This window comes from Modestobacter sp. VKM Ac-2978, from assembly GCF_026968025.1.
In the GTDB taxonomy this organism is placed as follows: Bacteria; Actinomycetota; Actinomycetes; order Mycobacteriales; family Geodermatophilaceae; genus Modestobacter.
This window is the reverse complement of record NZ_JAPVBP010000001.1, coordinates 396,784-413,320: the sequence shown is the minus strand read 5'-3', so window position 1 is coordinate 413,320 and position 16,537 is coordinate 396,784. Positions and strand designations below refer to the sequence as shown.

The window sequence follows — 16,537 nt, the reverse complement described above, 5'->3', positions numbered from 1 at the left end:
CGTCTGCGCCGCCTGACACATGGCGACCGCGGATCGTTGCCGAGCAGCGGCTACCCCGGTCGCTGTCCCCGACCCAGCCAGCGAGCGAGCAGCGGTGCGGAGAAGAGCATCACGAACAGCCGCAGCACCTGGACCGCGAGCACGAACGTCGCGTCGGCGCCGCTGCCGGTCGCCGTGGCGAGCACCGCGTAGAGCCCGCCCGGCGTGGTGGCCAAGTACCCGTCGAGCGCACTCACCCCGGCGGTGCGGGACAGCAGCACCCCCAGCCCGGCACAGGCGACGACCGCGCCGACGATGAGCACGATCGCCAGGGGCAGCGTCCGGCGGACCAGCCGCAGGCTCGCCCGGGTGAACCCCAGCCCCACCTGCAGTCCGATCGCCAGGAAGCCGGCCGCCTCCACCAGCGGCGGCACGGTGGCCCCCTGCGACAGCCCGGTCACGTCGAGGACGGCGGCCACCGTCAGCGGCCCCAGCAACGCGCCCACCGGCAACCGGCTCACCCGGCCCAGCAGCACCCCGACGACCACGCAGACCACGGTGAACAGCAGCCCGGCCGGCCAGCCGGGGCCCTCGTCGGCCCTCGTCGCCGCACCGCCCGAGGCACCGTAGACCGTGGTGGCCACGATCGGCATCGCGGTCACGATGAGCAGCACCCGCAGGTACTGCAGGACGGCGACCACCTGCGCGTCGGCGCCCAGGTCCCGGGCCATCGCGGTGATCCCGGAGGCGCCGCCGGCGATCATCGCGAACGCGCCGGTGACCGGGCTGATCCCGGGCTGCAGCCGCATCAGCTGCCCGGCGACCAGGCTGACGGCGAGCGTGGCGACGGTGATCAGCAGCACCGGCAGCCAGTGGTCGGCGACCGTGCGCAGCGTGTCGGCCTGGATCAGCGCGCCGATCGAGACCCCGATGACCGCCTGCGCGCCGGTGCCGGCCGGGCGCGGGAGCGCCAGCGGTGTCGAGCCGAGCAGCGCCCGCCCCAGCCCGGCCACCAGGCCGCCGAACAACGCGGCGGAGGGCACGGCGAGGAGGTCGAGTGCCAGGGTGGCGCCGATCCCGACGAGGAGGACCACGGTCCAGTCGAGCACCCGCCGCCATCGCCCCCGTGCCACGCCGGGCACTCTGCCCGACCCCCTCGGCTCCCTTTCCGGGACCCGCCCTGAGCTGGCGAAGGGCAGAGGGAAGGCGGTCTTTCTTCAGACGCCGGCGATGCGGCGGAGTTCGGCGACGTGGGCGTCGAACGCCGCCCGGCCCGCCTTGGTGAGCGCCAGGCTGGTGCGCTGGCGGGAGGCGATGGTCGCCTTGCGCACCTGCACGTAGCCCGCCTCCTCCAGCTGTTTGACGTGCTTGGAGAGCACCGAGTCGCTGACCTGCACCGCATCCCGGACGGCGGCGAACTCCATCGTGTCGACGGCGGCCAGCAGCCCGCAGATCTGCAGCCGGGGCGGTGCGTGGACGACGGCGTCGAACCGCGGCTCGACGGCGGTCACCGCCCGGCCCGCAGGCCTGCGACGTAGATCCGGGTCACCCAGCGCGAGCTCAGGGCGACCCCGATGCCGAGCGCCACGCCGGCGACGACCATCGCGCCGCGTACGTCGAGCAGGAACTCAGCAGCGGCGCCGATGGCCATGGCACCGAGGCAGCCGACCAGCCACCAGCGTGTCGCCCGGCGGACCCGGTCCTGGACCGGGCCGACCTCGCGCGCGTCCCACCAGACCCCGGTGATCCGCCGGTACGTGGCCTCTAGAGCGCGCACCCCGGCCAGGAAGACCAGCAGCGCCGCGCCGATCACCAAGCCGCTGTGGGTGGAGTAGCTGCTGATGAACCCCGCGAAGAGGAGTCCCAGTGCGCCGTCCCACCACCACGGCTGGACGATCCGCTCGGCGAGCGCCACCTGGTCGGCCTCGAGCGCGGCGAGCTGGGCCGTGGCGGCGTCCCGCTCGGTGGCCGACGGGATGGGGTCCGCCCGGGCGCCGTCCTCACCCATCACAGCTCGCCCCGGAGCTCGGCGATGTAGATCCGGGACCACCACCGGCTGATGAACGCGATGCCGACCCCGAGGACCACGCCGGCCACCGCCATCGCGCCGCGGACGTCCAGGAGCAGTTCCAGCACCATGGCCGGCGCCAGGACCGCCAGGCTGCAGACGATCCACACCCGCCACGCACGCCGGGTCGGACCGGGCCGGTCGCCGCTGACCCACGTGCCGGTGAGGCGCCGGTACACCGACATCAGCCAGCGCGTGCCCGCGCCGAAGAGGGGGATGGCCACCAGCGGACCCCAGGGGAACCACAGCGAGTAGGACGCGAAGAAGGCGAAGGTCATCAGCCCCAGCAGCGCGTCGTACCACCAGGGCTGCATCGCCCGGTCGGCCAGCGCAGCCCGGTCCGACTGCAGCGCCGCGAGCTGCGCGGCCGCCGCCTTTGGGCCGGTCACCGGCCCATCCGCCTGGGACTCGCCGCCGTTCACAGCTCGCCCCGGAGCTCGGCGATCCAGCGACGGGTCCACCAGCGGCTCAGCAGGGCGAGCGCGAGGCCGAGGACGGCGCCGGCGACGGGCATGGCCCACAGCTGGCCGTGGTCCTCCGCCAGCACCATCGCCGGTACCGACACGACCAGGGCCAGCGGCACCCAGGTGAGCCAGGCCTTGCTGTCCGGGTACACCCAGACGCCGGTGCGCCGCTGGTAGCTCCACGCCAACGCGCAGAGGCCCAGCGCGAAGACGAGCACCGCCATCGCGCGCACCCAGGAGGTCTCGATCACGTAGGAGGCGAGGAAGCCGAAGAGCAACAGCCCCGACGCCACGTCGTGCCACCAGGGCTGCATCACGCGATCAGCCAGCGCCGCCCGGTCGGCCTGCAGGGCGACCAGCTGGGCGGCGGCGTCCCCCCGGTCGATCCCGTCTCTTTCCATGCCGGAAAGACTGCCGCATCACTTTCCACTTCGTCAAGAGACACGCCCCTGTCCTCACCCGGGGTGCGCGTGGTCGAATGACGCTCCAACTGCGACGGCAGTGGAGGAAGCCCGGTGCAACTCCGGCGCGGTCCCGCCACTGTGACCCGGTCCCGACCGGGGAGTCAGGAACTCCCGCCGTCGCTTCCTGCCACCTCCGGGCGTGGACACCCGGGGAGAGGACCTGTGGTCTGCTGATGACCTATCCCTTCGGCGCCGTCGTCGGCATGGACGACATGCGACTGGCGCTGCTGCTCAACGCCGTCTCCCCCGCCGTGGGTGGAGTGCTGGTGCGCGGCGAGAAGGGCACGGCGAAGTCCACGACGGTGCGCGCCCTGGCCGCCGTCCTGCCCCCGGTCGACGTCGTCGCCGGCTGCCGCTTCGCCTGCGACCCCGCCGCCCCCGACCCGGAGTGCCCGGACGGCCCGCACTCCGCCGACGACCGCCCCGTCACCCGCCCCGCCCGCCTCGTCGAGCTGCCGGTCGGCGCCTCGGAGGACCGGCTGGTCGGCTCGCTGGACCTGGAGCGTGCGCTCACCGAGGGCGTGAAGTCCTTCGAGCCCGGGCTGCTGGCCGGTGCGCACCGCGGCGTCCTGTACGTCGACGAGGTCAACCTGCTGCACGACCACCTGGTCGACCTGCTGCTGGACGCCGCCGCCCTGGGCCGGGCCTACGTCGAGCGCGAGGGCGTCTCGGTGCGGCACGCCGCCCGCTTCCTGCTGGTCGGGACCATGAACCCGGAGGAGGGCGAGCTCCGCCCCCAGCTGCTGGACCGGTTCGGGCTCACCGTCGAGGTGGCCGCCCCCCGGGACGCCGACCTGCGCGCCGAGGTGGTCCGCCGCCGGTTCGGCTACGACGCCGACCCGGCCGCCTTCGCCGCCGCCTGGGCCGTCTCCGAGCGTGAGCTGGCGGACCAGATCGCCGCGGCCCGCGCCCTGCTGCCCAGCGTGGTGCTGAGCGACGCCGCGCTCCGCCAGGTCACCAGCGTCTGCGCCGCCTTCGACGTCGACGGCCTGCGCGCCGACCTGGTCACCGCCCGCGCCGCGATCGCGCACGCCGCCTGGTGCGGCCGCACCGACGTCACCGAGGACGACGTCCGGGTCGCCGCCCGGCTCGCCCTCCCGCACCGCCGCCGGCGCAACCCCTTCGACGCCCCCGGCCTCGACGACGACACCCTGGACCAGGCCCTCACCGACTCCCGCCCCGACGACGACCCGGACGACGACCCCACCCCACCCGAGGGCACCGACCCCACCGACGGCCCAGACGACGGCAGCCCTCCCCCGGGCGACGGCTCCCCCGACCACCAGGATGGCCATTCCGGTGGTGCTGAGGGTGAGTCGGCGCCGGCTCCGGAGGACGGCGGGGCTGCGGACGAGCAGCCGCCGACGACGGCGCCGCGGGGTGAGGGCGGCGGGCACACCGACGCCGCGCCCGCCCCGGAGAAGGCCGCCGTCGCCCCGGACGCCGCGTTCCGGGTGCAGCGGCTGGAGGTCCCCGGCATCGGTGCGGGCGCGGCGGGCCGGCGATCGAAGGCGCGCAGCGAGCGCGGCCGGGTGGTCGGCTCCCGCCGTCCCGAGGGCAGCGTCACCAAGTTGCACCTGGTCGACACCGTGCTGGCCGCGGCACCGCACCAGCGGGCCCGTGGCCGCACGGGCGCCGGGCTGCGCCTGCAGCACGAGGACCTGCGCCAGGCGACGCTGGAGGGCCGGGAGGGCAACCTGGTCCTCTTCGTGGTCGACGCCAGCGGCTCGATGGGCGCCCGATCCCGGATGGCCGCGGTGAAGGGCGCCGTCCTCTCGCTGCTGATGGACGCCTACCAGCGCCGGGACAAGGTCGGGCTGATCACCTTCCGCGGCGGGGACGCCGAGCTGACCCTGCCGCCGACCTGGTCGGTGGAGGCCGCGGCCGCCCGGCTGACCAGCCTGCCCACCGGCGGGCGCACGCCGCTCGCCGCGGGGCTGCTGCGAGCGCACGAGACGCTGCGGCTGGAGCGGGTCCGTGACCCGCAGCGCCGTCCGCTGCTCGTCGTCGTCACCGACGGCCGGGCGACCGGGCCGCGCGGCGGTGACCACCTCTCCGACGCCCGCCGGGCCGCCGGCCTGCTGGCCGCGGCCGGGACGGCGAGCGTCGTCGTCGACTGCGAGTCCGGGCCGGTGCGGCTGGGACTGGCCGCGTCGCTGGGCACGGCGCTGGGCGCACAGACGATGCGGCTCGAGGAGCTCGGCGCGGAGTCGCTGGTCCGCACGGTGCGAGAGGCGGCCTAGTGAGCGAGCTCGCGAGCTCACCGATGAGCACAGTGCCAGGCAGTCGGCCGACGAGCGCCAGCGAGGAGGACTAGTGCCGCAGGGACAGGTCACCGCGGTCCCGGTCGACGGGCTGACCACCCGGCAGCGCCGCAACCGGCCGCTGCTCGCAGTGCACACGGGCGAGATGAAGGGCAAGTCCACCGCCGCCTTCGGGATGGCGATGCGGGCGTGGAACCAGGGCTGGTCGATCGCGGTCTACCAGTTCGTCAAGAGCGCCAAGTGGAAGGTCGGCGAGGAGAACGCGCTGACCGCACTGGGCCGGGTGCACGAGACCACCGGCGAGGGCGGCCCGGTGGTCTGGCACAAGATGGGCTCGGGCTGGTCGTGGTCCCGCAAGCACGGCGACGAGACCGACCACGCCGGTGACGCCGCCGAGGGCTGGGCGCAGATCAAGCGCGACCTGGCCGCCGAGGCGCACCGCTTCTACGTGCTCGACGAGTTCACCTACCCGCTGAAGTGGGGCTGGGTCGACATCGACGACGTCGTCGAGACCCTGACGAACCGGCCGGGCAGCCAGCACGTCGTCATCACCGGGCGCAACGCCCCGCCGGCGCTGATCGAGGCCGCCGACCTGGTCGTGGAGATGACCAAGGTCAAGCACCCGATGGACGCCGGCCAGAAGGGCCAACGGGGGATCGAGTGGTGACCCGCCCGTCCTGTCCGACAGAAATGGCCATTTCTGTCGCTCCTTGTCGACCGTCACGTCCCCACCCGGGGACAGAGATGGCCATTTCTGTCGCGGCGGGGGTCGGGCGATGACCACCATCCCGCGGATCGTGGTGGCGGCGCCGTCGTCGAACGCCGGCAAGACGTCGATCACGACCGGGCTGATCGCTGCGCTCACCAACCGTGGGCTCTCCGTGAGCCCGCACAAGGTCGGCCCCGACTACATCGACCCGGGCTACCACGGTCTCGCCGCCGGCCGCCCGGGTCGCAACCTGGACAAGTGGCTGGTCGGCGACGACCGGATCACCCCGCTGTTCCTGCACGGCTCGCGGGGCGCCGACGTCGCGGTGGTCGAGGGCGTGATGGGGCTGTTCGACGGCGCCGCACACGCCAGCGTCGAGCCCGGCTACGGCTCCACCGCCCAGGTCGCCGCGCACCTGCAGGCCCCGGTGGTGCTGGTCGTCGACGCGGCGTCCCAGGCCCGCAGCGTGGCCGCGCTGGTGCACGGGTTCGCCACCTTCGACCCGACGGTGCGGATCGGCGGCGTCGTCCTCAACCGGGTCGGCAGCGACCGGCACGAGGCGATCCTGCGCGAGGCGCTGGGCACGGCCGGGGTGCCGGTGCTCGGTGCGGTCCGCCGGATCGCGGAGCTGCAGACGCCGTCCCGGCACCTGGGCCTGGTGCCGGCCGCCGAGCGGTCGGCGGAGGCGGTGCGCACCGTGCGCGCGCTGGGCGCGGTCGTCGAGTCCAGCATCGACCTGGACGCCGTCCTGCGGCTGGCCCGCACCGCGCCGGACCTCACCGGCGAGCCGTGGGACCCGGCCGCCGAGGTGACCCCGGTCGAGGGCCGCCCGGTCGTTGCGGTGGCCGGCGGCCCGGCGTTCACCTTCGGCTACGCCGAGACCGCCGAGCTGCTCACCGCGGCCGGCGCCGAGGTGGTGACCGTCGACCCGCTGCGGGACGGCGCTCTCCCCGAGGGCACCCGGGCGCTGGTCGTCGGCGGCGGCTTCCCCGAGGTGCACGCCAGCGCGCTCAGCGCAAACGTCGGCCTGCGGACGGCGATCGCCGACCTCGCCGCCCGCGGCGGCCCGATCGCCGCGGAGTGCGCCGGGCTGTTGTACCTCTCCCAGGAGCTGGACGGCGAGCCGATGTGCGGTGTGCTGCCGACGACGACGGCGATGCACCCCCGGCTCACGCTGGGCTACCGCGCGGCGGTGGCGCTCACCGACAGCGTGCTTGCCCCGGCCGGCACCCGGGTGCGCGGCCACGAGTTCCACCGCACCACCGCCGGTCCGGCCGCCGGGGCGACCCCCGCCTGGCAGTGGAACGCCGACGGGCCGGAGGGCTTCGTGACCGGCAACGTGCACGCGTCCTACCTGCACCTGAACTGGGCCGGGTCCCCCGGGATGGCCACCCGCTTCGTCGCCGCCGCCGCGCGGGTCCCCCAGGAGGTCGGGCATGCACATCGCTGAGGGGTTCCTGCCACCCGCGCACGCGATCGGCTGGACGATCGCCGCCGCCCCGTTCGTCGTCCACGGTGCCCGGGCCGTGGCCAAGGAGGTGCGCGAGAACCCGGAGTCGACCCTGCTGCTCGGCGCTGCCGGGGCGTTCACCTTCGTGCTGAGCGCGATCAAGCTGCCCTCGATCACCGGCAGCTCCAGCCACCCGACCGGCACCGGGCTGGGCGCCGTCCTGTTCCGACCACCGGTGATGGCCCTGCTCGGCACGGTGGTGCTGCTGTTCCAGGCACTGCTGCTGGCGCACGGCGGGCTGACCACCCTGGGCGCCAACGCGTTCTCGATGGCGGTGGTCGGTCCCTGGGCCGGCTACGCCGCCTACCGGCTGGTCCGGCACAGCGGGGGCGGCCTGCTCCCCGGGGTCTTCGCCGCGATGGCCGTGGCCGACCTGGCCACCTACGTGACGACGGCGCTGCAGCTGGCCTGGGCGCACCCCGACGCAGCCAGTGGCTTCGCCGGGGCGGCGGCGAAGTTCCTGTCCGTCTTCGCGTTCACCCAGGTACCGCTGGCGATCGGCGAGGGCCTGCTCGGCGTCCTGCTGTTCCGGGTGCTGGTGGTCAACGCCCGGCCCGAGCTGGAGCGCCTCGGCGTCCTCCGCCGCACGCCGGAACCCGATCAGCCCCCGGTGGCCGAGGCCACCCCGGGTGGTGAGCGATGAGGCGGCACCTGGTCACCGCGCTGCTGGTGCTGGCCGTGATCGCCCTGTTCGCCACCCCGCTGCTGCTCGACGGCGGCAGCGAGTACGCCGGCACGGACAGTCAGGCCACCGAGCTGATCGAGGAGTCCGACGCCGGCTACGAGCCGTGGTTCGAGTCGGTCTTCTCCCCGGGCTCCTCGGAGATCGAGTCCGGCCTGTTCGCGATGCAGGCGGCGCTGGGTGGCGGCGTGCTGGGCTACGTGCTCGGCCGGCTGAAGGGCAGGCGGACGGCGGAGCGACAGCGCCGGACGGCGGAGGAGGCAGCCACGCCCCCCGCGACACCGTGACCGGGCTGGCGATCGACGACGCCGCCTGGGCCAGTGCCTGGCGGCTGCGCTCCCCCGCCGACAAGCTGCTGCTCAGCGGAGGGCTGGTGCTCGCCGCGCTGGTGCTGCCGGCCTGGCCGGGGAGCCTGCTGGTCGGGCTGGCCGCCGTCGTCCTGGCGCTGGGCCCGGCCCGGGTGCCGGCGCGCACGTTCGCCCGCGCGGTGCGGCTGCCGCTGGCGTTCATCCTGATCGGGGCGGTGACCGCCGTGGTCCAGGTCGGGGACGGCGGCCTCGGCTGGGCACCGGACGCCGCCGCCCGGGCGGGCGGGCTGGTCGGGCACGCGGTGGCCGGCAGCGCGGCGGTGCTGCTGCTGGCGACGACGACGCCGATGTCGGACCTGCTGCCGGCGCTGCACCGGATGCGGGTGCCCGACGCCGTGGTCGAGGTGGCCTCGGTGACCTACCGGATGCTGTTCGTGCTGCTCACCAGCCTGTCCACCATCCGCGAGGCGCAGGCCGCCCGGATGGGGCACGCGGGCTTCCGGAACTCCTACCGCTCCTCGGGGATGCTGGCCGCCGCGGTGCTGACCCGCTCCTGGGACCGGGCCCGCCGGCTGTCCGACGGGCTGGCCGGGCGCGGCATGGAGACCGGGTTGCGGGTGCTGCCGGAGGTGCTGCCCTCCTCCCGCCGGTTCGTCGCGAGCACCGTCGTCGGGCTGGCCGCCCTGGTCACCGTGAGCGTGCTGGCATGAGCCACCTGACGCTGGCGGCCGAGGGCCTGGTCGCCGGGTACGAGCGCGGCGCCCGGGTGCTGGACGGGGCCTCGCTGACCGTGCCGCCCGGCCGCCGGCTCGCGTTGCTGGGCGCGAACGGGTCGGGCAAGACGACGCTGCTGCGCTGTCTGTCCGGTGCGCTGGCACCGGTGCGCGGCCGCATCACCCTGGACGGCGCCGAGCTGAACGCCACCCGGAAGGGCCTGCGGGCGCACCGGCAGGCGGTGCAGTTGGTGCTGCAGGACCCCGACGACCAGCTGTTCAGCGCCTCGGTCGCCCAGGACGTCTCCTTCGGGCCGGTGAACCTCGGCCTGCTCGAGGACGAGGTGCGGGCGCGGGTCACCGAGGCCCTGGAGCTGCTCGCCGTGGCGCACCTGGCCGGCCGCCCGACGCACCAGCTCTCCTACGGCGAACGGAAGCGGGTCGCCATCGCCGGCGCGGTCGCCATGCGGCCCTGCGTGCTGATGCTCGACGAGCCGACCGCCGGGCTCGACCCGACCGCGGTCGGCGAGGCACTGGCCGCCCTCACCCGGCTGCAGGAGGCCGACTCGACGATCGTGATGAGCACCCACGACGTCGACCTGGCGCTGCGCTGGGCCGACGAGGTCGCCGTGGTGGTGGACGGCGGGGTGGTGCAGGGCGCACCGGACGTCGTCCTGGGCGACGACGCGCTGCTGGCCCGCGCCCGGCTGGACCGCCCGTGGGCGCTCAGCGTCGGCGCCCGGCTGCAGGCCCTCGGGCTGCTGCCCGACGGCGCCCTCCCCCGGGACGCCGACGCGCTGATCGCCGCGCTCCCCGACCGCCCCGGGGTGACGGCGTGATCGTGGTGGGCATCGGCGCACGCTCCGGGGCGACCGCCGACGAGCTGCTGGCCGCCGTCGATGCGGTGCTGCCGGCGCCGGAGGGCCCCGTCCGGCTGGCCACGCTGGACAGCCGGGCCGCCGAGCCGGGGCTGCGCGAGGCCGCCGCCCGCCGCGGCTGGCCGCTGACCGGGCACCCTGCGGCCGCCCTGGCCGCCGTCCCGGTGCCGGCCCCGTCGGGGCGGGTCGCCGCCGCCGTCGGCACGGCGTCGGTGGCCGAGGCCGCGGCGCTGCTCGAGGGTGGGCGGCTCGTCGTCGGCAAGACGGTGCTCGGCCGGGTGACCGTCGCGGTGGCCCTCGACCCCGACCTCCGGCACGGTGACATCGACCTCCGGCACCATGGCGACGCCGAGGTCGGTCCCGGCCTGGTGGACCTGGCGGTGAACGTCCGCGCCGACGCTCCCCCGCCCTGGCTGCGCACCGTGCTGCACGAGGCGGTCGAGGCCAGCGCCGCGTACCCCGACCTGCGCCCCGCCCGCGCCGCCGTCGCCGCCGCGCACCGCCGCGACCCGGCCGAGGTGCTGCTGACCGCGGGGGCGGCCGAGACGTTCACGCTGGTCGCCCGGGCGCTGCGCCCCCGCCGGGCGGTCGTCGTCCACCCGTCCTTCACCGAGCCCGAGGCCGCCCTGCGCGCCGCGGGCCACCCGGTGGAGCGGCTGCTGCTGACCGCGCCGGGGTACCGGCTGGACCCGGCGACGGTCCCGGCCGACGCCGACCTCGTCGTCGTCGGCAACCCGACCAACCCGACGTCGGTGCTGCACCCGGCCGCCGACCTCGCCGCGCTGGCCCGCCCCGGCCGGGTGCTGCTGGTCGACGAGGCGTTCGCCGACACCGTGCCCGGCGAGCCGGAGTCGCTGACCGGCCGCAGCGACCTGCCCGGCTTGCTCGTGGTGCGCAGCCTGACGAAGACCTGGGGCCTGGCCGGGCTGCGGGTCGGCTACGCCCTGGGCCCGGCCGACCTGGTCGCCGCGCTGGCCGCCCAGCAACCGCACTGGCCGGTCTCGACCCCCGCGCTGGCCGCCCTGACCGCCTGCACCACCCCGGCCGCCCGCGCCGAGGCCGAGGAGGTGGCGCACCAGCTGACCGCACACCGGGCCGCGCTGCTGGCGGCGCTGCCACCCGCGGTCGAGGTGGTCGCCGACCCGCGCTCGTCCTTCGTGCTGCTGCGGCTGCGGGAGGGCGCCCGGGTGCGCGAACGGCTCCGGGAACGGGGCTGGGCGGTGCGCCGGGGCGACACGTTCCCCGGCCTGAGCAGCGACCACCTGCGGATCGCCGTCCGCGACCCGGAGACCTCCCGTGCGTTCGCGTCGGCGCTGGCTGAGACCCTTGACCCGATCATCACGACCGAGGAGGTCCGCTGAGCACCGACCCGACCCCCTTCGCCGGCACGCTGCTGGGCGCGACCATCGCGTCCATCGCCCCACGGGACGCCGCCGCCGAGCGGGCCGCCCGGGAGCGGCTGGACCGGATGACCAAGCCCCCCGGCTCCCTCGGGGTGCTCGAGGACGTCGCCGCGCAGCTGGCCGGCACCGCCGGGGCGTGCCCGCCCCCGCTGCCCGAGCCGGCCGCGGTCGCGGTCTTCGCCGGCGACCACGGGGTGCACGCCCAGGGGGTCACCCCGTGGCCGCAGGAGGTCACCGCGCAGATGGTGGCGAACCTCGCCGCCGGCGGTGCGGTGGTCAACGCCTTCGCCGCACAGCTGGGCGCCGACGTCGTCGTGGTCGACGTCGGGGTCGCTTCCCCGGTCGGCCCCGCCGCGGGCCTGCTGGAGCGCAACGTCCGCCGCGGCACCGCCGACCTCTCCCGCGGCCCGGCGATGACCCTCACCGAGGCCCGGCCGGCGGTCGAGGTCGGCATCGAGGTGGCGACGACGCTCGCCGCCGACCACGGCTGCCTGGTCACCGGCGACATGGGGATCGGCAACACCACCGCCTCCGCGGCCCTGGTCTGCGTGTTCACCGGCGCCGCCCCGGTCGAGGCGACCGGTCGCGGCACCGGCATCGACGACCCCACGCTGGCCCGCAAGATCGAGGTGGTCACCCGCGCGGTCGCCCGCGTGCCGGCCCGCCCGGCCACCCCCGAGGCGGCGCTCGCCGCGCTGGCCGAGCTCGGCGGGCTCGAGCACGCGGCGCTGGCCGGCTTCGTGCTGGGCGCCGCCGCTGCCCGGGTGCCGGTGCTGCTGGACGGCGTGATCGCCGGCTCGGCCGCCCTCGTCGCCGCAGCCCTGTGCCCGGCTGCCCTGGAACACGCGTTTGCCGGTCACACCTCCGCCGAGCCCGGCTCCGGTCAGGCCCTGCGTGCGCTGGGACTGCGCCCGCTGCTCGGGCTCGACCTGCGCCTCGGCGAGGGCACCGGAGCACTGCTGAGCCTGCCCCTGGTGGCCAGCGCGGCCCGCGCGCTGCGCGACGTCGCCACCTTCGACTCGGCAGGGGTCACCGAGAAGTGAGCGCCTCTCCCGATCCGGGCACCGTCTACCCGGTGGGTCTGCGGCTGGCCGGTCGCCGCGTCGTCGTCGTCGGCGGGGGCCAGGTCGCGCACCGCCGGGTCGCCGGCCTGCTCGAGGCCCGCGCGCAGGTCACCGTGGTCAGCCCCGAGCTCACCCCGGCCCTCGAGGCGCTGGTCGCGCCCGGTTCGGTCACCTGGCACCCGCGGCGCTGGGTCCAGGGCGACCTGTCCGGCGCCTGGTACGCCGTGGCCGCCACCGACGACCCAGCCGTGAACGCCGCCGTCGCCGCCGAGGCCGAGCGCGACCGGGTGTTCTGCGCCCGCGCCGACGACCGCGGCGCCTCCAGCGTCTGGACCCCGGCGGTCGGCCGGCAGGGCGACCTCGTCATCGGCGTGCACGGCGGCGGTGACCCGCAGCGGGCCATCGGCGTCCGGGACGCGGTGCTGACCGGGCTGACCGACGGCTCCATCGCCGACCGCGCCTCCCGCACGCCCTCGGTGGCCGCCGGCAGCGTCGTCCTGGTGGGCGGCGGGCCGGGCGACCCCGGACTGGTGACGGTGCGCGGCCGACAGGCGGTCGCCACGGCAGACGTCGTCGTCGCCGACCACCTGGCGCCGCAGGGGCTGCTGGCCTCCCTGCCGGCCGACGTGCTGGTCATCGACGCCTCCAAGCTGCCGCGCGGTCGCTCGATGGCGCAGGAGCAGATCAACGAACTGCTGGTCTCCCACGCGCTGGCCGGCCGCCGGGTGGTGCGGCTCAAGGGCGGTGACCCGTTCGTCTTCGGCCGGGGCTACGAGGAGCTGGAGGCGTGCGCGGCCGCCGGCGTGCCGGTCGAGGTCGTGCCGGGCGTGACCAGTGCCATCGCCGTCCCCGGCCTGGCCGGCGTCCCGGTCACCCACCGCGGGCTGACGCACGAGTTCGTCGTCGTCTCCGGGCACGTGCCGCCGGGGCACCCGGCGTCGCTGGTCGACTGGGCGGCGCTGGGCCGGCTGCGCGGCACCGTCGTGGTGCTGATGGGGGTGGACACCGCCCCGGCGATCTCCGCCGCCCTGGTCGAGCACGGCCGGGCCCCGGACACGCCGGTCGCCGTGGTCAGCGACGGCGCCACCCCGGCACAGCGGACCCTGCGCACCACCCTCGCCGGGCTGGGGAAGACCATCGCCGACGAGGGCGTCCGCCCGCCCGCCGTGTGGGTGGTCGGCGACGTGGTGGCCCTCGGCGCCGGCTGATCGTCGAGCGGGCGGCACGCGGCCGACATACCGTTCCTCGGTGTCCTACGTCGTCTCCTTCGATGCCACCGTCCTGACCCTGCAGACCCAGGGCCCGGCCGACGGCCCGGTCGTCGTGCTCGTCAACGGCCTGGGCATGACCACCGACTCGTGGGGCCGCGTACCCGAGCTGCTCGCCGACCGACACCGCGTGGTCCGGTACGACCTGCGGGGACACGGTCGCAGCGGCAACGCCCCCGCCGACGACTACAGCCTCGAGGCGCACGCCCAGGACCTGGCCACCGTGCTCGCCGAGGTGGTGCCCGATGGTCAGCAGGCGGTCGTGGTCGGCAACAGCCTCGGCGGCGGCATCATCATCGTGCACGCCCGCGACCTCGGGCTGGACCGCATCGCCGGGGTGGTGTTCGCCGGGTCGGGCGGCTCGGGGGTGACGTTCGCCGGGTTCCCGGCCGACGGGCTGCCGCCGATGGCGCGCCGGATCGTGCGTCGCAGCTGGTTGAAGGCGCTGCGCCTGGTGGCGGTCGTCGCGAACCGGGTGCGGCCCTTCGAGCCGCTGGCCGACCGGCTGGTGCGGAAGTTCGCCTTCGAGCCGGGTGCACCGGAGGCCGCGGTCGCCCAGGTCCGGGAGGACTTCATGGGCAGCCGGCGGGTGCCGCTGGCCCGGACGACGCTGGCCAGCGTCAGCACCAACGGCGTCCGGTACGCCTCGGCGCTGACCGTCCCCACCCTGGTGCTGCACGGAGAGCACGACCCGGAGGTGCCGCAGCAGGAGATCGACGAGCTGATGCCGGAGCTCGCCGACGGCGAGCTGGTCCAGCTGCCCGGCGCCGGGCACATGGTGGCCCTGACCCGCACCGAGGAGACCGCCGAGCAGATCGCCCGCTGGGTCCGCCGGGTGCGGGCCGGCTGACGGGACGACGACCGGCGAGCAGAGTACTGGTGCTCTGGATGTAGCAGTCCTACTATCACGGCCGTCAGCTCCTCCCTGTCCCAGGAGTGGTGTGCCATGGCCGCAGTCCCCGAGTCCCCCGACTCCGCCGAGCCTCCTCAGCTGGGTCCGCCGGGCGCCCGACCCGCCGTCCGGGTCCGGGGCCTGCGGATGGCCTACGGGAACCACGAGGTGCTGAGCGGGGTCGACTTCGACGTCCACCAGGGCGAGGTGGTCTGCCTGCTGGGCCCCAACGGCGCGGGGAAGACCACCACGATCGAGGTGCTGGAGGGCTTCCGGCTGCCCTCGGCCGGCACCGTGGAGGTGCTCGGCGCCGACCCGGCCCGCGGCGACGACGCCTGGCGCGCCCGGATCGGGGTGGTCCTGCAGTCCTGGCGCGACCACCCACGCTGGACGCCCCGCCGGCTGCTCGGCTACCTGGGCGGCTACTACGAGCCCTACTCGACGGCCGAGCGCACACGCCCCTGGGAGGTCGAGGACCTGCTGTCCACGGTCGGGCTGACCGAGGAGGCCGACCGGAAGATCGCCACCCTCTCCGGCGGGCGCCGCCGACGGCTGGACGTCGCCGTCGGGCTGATCGGGCGGCCGGAGCTGCTGTTCCTGGACGAGCCGACCGCCGGGTTCGACCCGCAGGCCCGCCGCGACTTCCACGACCTGGTGCACCGGCTCTCCGACCTCGAGGGCACCTCCATCCTGCTCACCACCCATGACCTGGGTGAGGCCGAACGGCTCGCCGACCGGATCCTCATCCTCACCGACGGGCGGATCGTCGCCGACGGCAGCGCGGCGGCGCTGACCCGGCAGGTGGCCGGCACCAGCGAGGTCCGGTGGGTCCGGGACGGCGAGCAGTTCGTGCACGCCACCGACGAGATCGTCCCCTTCGTCCGCCGGCTGCTCGACCAGCACGGCGACGAGCTCACCGACCTGGAGGTGCGGCGGGCCGACCTGGAGGACACGTACATCGCCATGGTCCAGCGCTTCGAGTCCCGGCCGCAGCGGCACCTCGCGGAGGTGGCCCGGTGAGCGCCTCCCGCCAGGCCGTGCGTCAGGGCCTGCGCCGCGGCTGGACGGAGTTCGCGCAGAGCCTGCGCAGCGCGCAGGACCAGGGCTTCTACCTCTTCATCGGCGTGGTCACCCTCGCCGTCCTGTGGTTCAACCGGGACAACGAGGTGGGCGACACCGGCCTGCTCTACCCGACGTTCGCGCTGCCCAGCATCCTGGGCGGGCTGCTCACCTTCGGCCTCGTGATCGGGCCGGGGTACTCGCTGGCGATGGAGCGGGAGGACGGCACGCTGCTGCGGCACAAGGCGCTGCCGCACGGGATGGAGGGCTACGTCACCGGGCAGCTGACGCTGCAGTCGCTGACCCTGCTGCCCAGCCTGCTCGTCGTCCTCGTCCCGAGCCTGCTGCTCTTCGACGACGTGATGCCCGGCGGCGTGGGCAGCTGGCTCGCCGTCCTGGGCCTGATCGTGCTCGGAGTGCTGGCCACGATGCCCTGGGGCATGGTGCTGGGCTCGGTGGTGCCCGGCGTCCAGAAGATGGGCACCTGGGGGATGGTGCCGGTCCTGCTCATCACCGCGATCTCCGGCATCTTCGTCCCGATCCAGGCGATGTGGGGCTGGGTGCAGGCCGTCGCCCAGGTCTTCCCGGTCTACTGGATCGGGCTCGGGCTGCGCTCGGCCTTCCTCCCCCCGGAGGCGGTCGTCGGCGAGCTGGGAGACTCCTGGCGGACCGCCCCGATGCTGCTGGTCCTCGGCGCCTGGACGGTGGCCGGCCTGGTGGTGGCACCTCGAGTGCTGCGCCGGATGGCCCGGCGGCAGTCGGGGTCGACGGTCGAGGCGGCACGGGAGACGGCTCTGCAGTGGGTGCGGTGA

At 75.5% G+C, this 16,537-nt stretch carries 18 protein-coding genes and 1 riboswitch; of the genes, 13 read left to right on the top strand and 5 right to left on the bottom strand.

Annotated features, from left to right (window positions below; all coding sequences use genetic code 11):
* Positions 1 to 50 precede the first annotated feature (50 nt).
* The 5 genes from O2W53_RS01935 to O2W53_RS01915 form a co-directional block, all read right to left on the bottom strand.
* Positions 51 to 1,112 (bottom strand): AbrB family transcriptional regulator, encoded by a 1,062-nt coding sequence (locus O2W53_RS01935; protein WP_269161358.1) that lies wholly within the window; start codon positions 1,110 to 1,112, stop codon positions 51 to 53.
* Between the two features lie 84 nt (positions 1,113 to 1,196).
* Positions 1,197 to 1,490 (bottom strand): transcriptional regulator, encoded by a 294-nt coding sequence (locus O2W53_RS01930; RefSeq protein WP_269161357.1) that lies wholly within the window; start codon positions 1,488 to 1,490, stop codon positions 1,197 to 1,199.
* The gene (locus O2W53_RS01925) at positions 1,487 to 1,987 is read right to left on the bottom strand and encodes a hypothetical protein (protein ID WP_269161356.1); all 501 of its coding nucleotides are present in this window, start codon (positions 1,985 to 1,987) and stop codon (positions 1,487 to 1,489) included. Before O2W53_RS01925 ends, O2W53_RS01930 begins: the two co-directional genes overlap by 4 nt.
* On the bottom strand, positions 1,987 to 2,436 hold the full coding sequence (locus O2W53_RS01920) for a hypothetical protein (protein WP_269161355.1): 450 nt from the start codon (positions 2,434 to 2,436) through the stop codon (positions 1,987 to 1,989). The genes O2W53_RS01925 and O2W53_RS01920 overlap by 1 nt, the downstream gene beginning before the upstream one ends.
* Before the next feature lie 29 nt (positions 2,437 to 2,465).
* Positions 2,466 to 2,912, bottom strand: coding sequence for a hypothetical protein (locus O2W53_RS01915; RefSeq protein ID WP_269161354.1), 447 nt, complete (start codon positions 2,910 to 2,912; stop codon positions 2,466 to 2,468).
* Between the two features lie 78 nt (positions 2,913 to 2,990).
* A riboswitch (adenosylcobalamin (AdoCbl) riboswitch) is annotated at positions 2,991 to 3,102 on the top strand.
* Between the two features lie 46 nt (positions 3,103 to 3,148).
* On the opposite strand from O2W53_RS01915, the gene O2W53_RS01910 reads away from it, so the two are divergent.
* The 13 genes from O2W53_RS01910 to O2W53_RS01850 all read left to right on the top strand — a co-directional run bounded on the left by O2W53_RS01910 (position 3,149) and on the right by O2W53_RS01850 (position 16,537).
* On the top strand, positions 3,149 to 5,218 hold the full coding sequence (locus O2W53_RS01910) for a putative cobaltochelatase (protein ID WP_269161353.1): 2,070 nt from the start codon (positions 3,149 to 3,151) through the stop codon (positions 5,216 to 5,218).
* 73 nt (positions 5,219 to 5,291) lie between these two features.
* The gene (gene cobO / locus O2W53_RS01905; RefSeq protein WP_269161352.1) at positions 5,292 to 5,906 is read left to right on the top strand and encodes a cob(I)yrinic acid a,c-diamide adenosyltransferase; all 615 of its coding nucleotides are present in this window, start codon (positions 5,292 to 5,294) and stop codon (positions 5,904 to 5,906) included.
* Positions 5,907 to 6,015: 109 nt separating this feature from the next.
* Complete coding sequence (locus tag O2W53_RS01900) at positions 6,016 to 7,398, top strand: cobyrinate a,c-diamide synthase (RefSeq protein WP_269161351.1); 1,383 nt, start codon at positions 6,016 to 6,018, stop codon at positions 7,396 to 7,398.
* Positions 7,385 to 8,101 carry an energy-coupling factor ABC transporter permease gene (locus tag O2W53_RS01895; protein WP_269161350.1) on the top strand — a complete coding sequence of 239 codons (717 nt, stop codon included), beginning with the start codon at positions 7,385 to 7,387 and terminating at the stop codon, positions 8,099 to 8,101. The genes O2W53_RS01900 and O2W53_RS01895 overlap by 14 nt, the downstream gene beginning before the upstream one ends.
* Positions 8,098 to 8,427 (top strand): energy-coupling factor ABC transporter substrate-binding protein, encoded by a 330-nt coding sequence (locus O2W53_RS01890; protein ID WP_269161349.1) that lies wholly within the window; start codon positions 8,098 to 8,100, stop codon positions 8,425 to 8,427. Before O2W53_RS01895 ends, O2W53_RS01890 begins: the two co-directional genes overlap by 4 nt.
* Positions 8,424 to 9,158, top strand: a complete 735-nt coding sequence (cbiQ, locus tag O2W53_RS01885) for a cobalt ECF transporter T component CbiQ (RefSeq protein ID WP_269161348.1) — start codon at positions 8,424 to 8,426, stop codon at positions 9,156 to 9,158. Before O2W53_RS01890 ends, cbiQ begins: the two co-directional genes overlap by 4 nt.
* Positions 9,155 to 10,000 (top strand): energy-coupling factor ABC transporter ATP-binding protein, encoded by an 846-nt coding sequence (locus O2W53_RS01880; protein WP_269161347.1) that lies wholly within the window; start codon positions 9,155 to 9,157, stop codon positions 9,998 to 10,000. Before cbiQ ends, O2W53_RS01880 begins: the two co-directional genes overlap by 4 nt.
* Positions 9,997 to 11,400: an Rv2231c family pyridoxal phosphate-dependent protein CobC gene (gene cobC, locus O2W53_RS01875; protein WP_269161346.1), complete on the top strand. Its 1,404-nt coding sequence runs from the start codon at positions 9,997 to 9,999 to the stop codon at positions 11,398 to 11,400. The genes O2W53_RS01880 and cobC overlap by 4 nt, the downstream gene beginning before the upstream one ends.
* On the top strand, positions 11,397 to 12,485 hold the full coding sequence (gene cobT / locus O2W53_RS01870; RefSeq protein WP_269161698.1) for a nicotinate-nucleotide--dimethylbenzimidazole phosphoribosyltransferase: 1,089 nt from the start codon (positions 11,397 to 11,399) through the stop codon (positions 12,483 to 12,485). Before cobC ends, cobT begins: the two co-directional genes overlap by 4 nt.
* On the top strand, positions 12,482 to 13,714 hold the full coding sequence (gene cobA / locus O2W53_RS01865; RefSeq protein WP_269161345.1) for a uroporphyrinogen-III C-methyltransferase: 1,233 nt from the start codon (positions 12,482 to 12,484) through the stop codon (positions 13,712 to 13,714). Before cobT ends, cobA begins: the two co-directional genes overlap by 4 nt.
* Before the next feature lie 40 nt (positions 13,715 to 13,754).
* On the top strand, positions 13,755 to 14,624 hold the full coding sequence (locus O2W53_RS01860; RefSeq protein ID WP_269161344.1) for an alpha/beta fold hydrolase: 870 nt from the start codon (positions 13,755 to 13,757) through the stop codon (positions 14,622 to 14,624).
* Between the two features lie 96 nt (positions 14,625 to 14,720).
* A complete protein-coding gene (locus O2W53_RS01855; protein ID WP_269161343.1) occupies positions 14,721 to 15,686 on the top strand; it encodes an ABC transporter ATP-binding protein in 966 nt (321 codons plus the stop codon).
* On the top strand, positions 15,683 to 16,537 hold the full coding sequence (locus O2W53_RS01850; RefSeq protein ID WP_269161342.1) for an ABC transporter permease: 855 nt from the start codon (positions 15,683 to 15,685) through the stop codon (positions 16,535 to 16,537). Before O2W53_RS01855 ends, O2W53_RS01850 begins: the two co-directional genes overlap by 4 nt.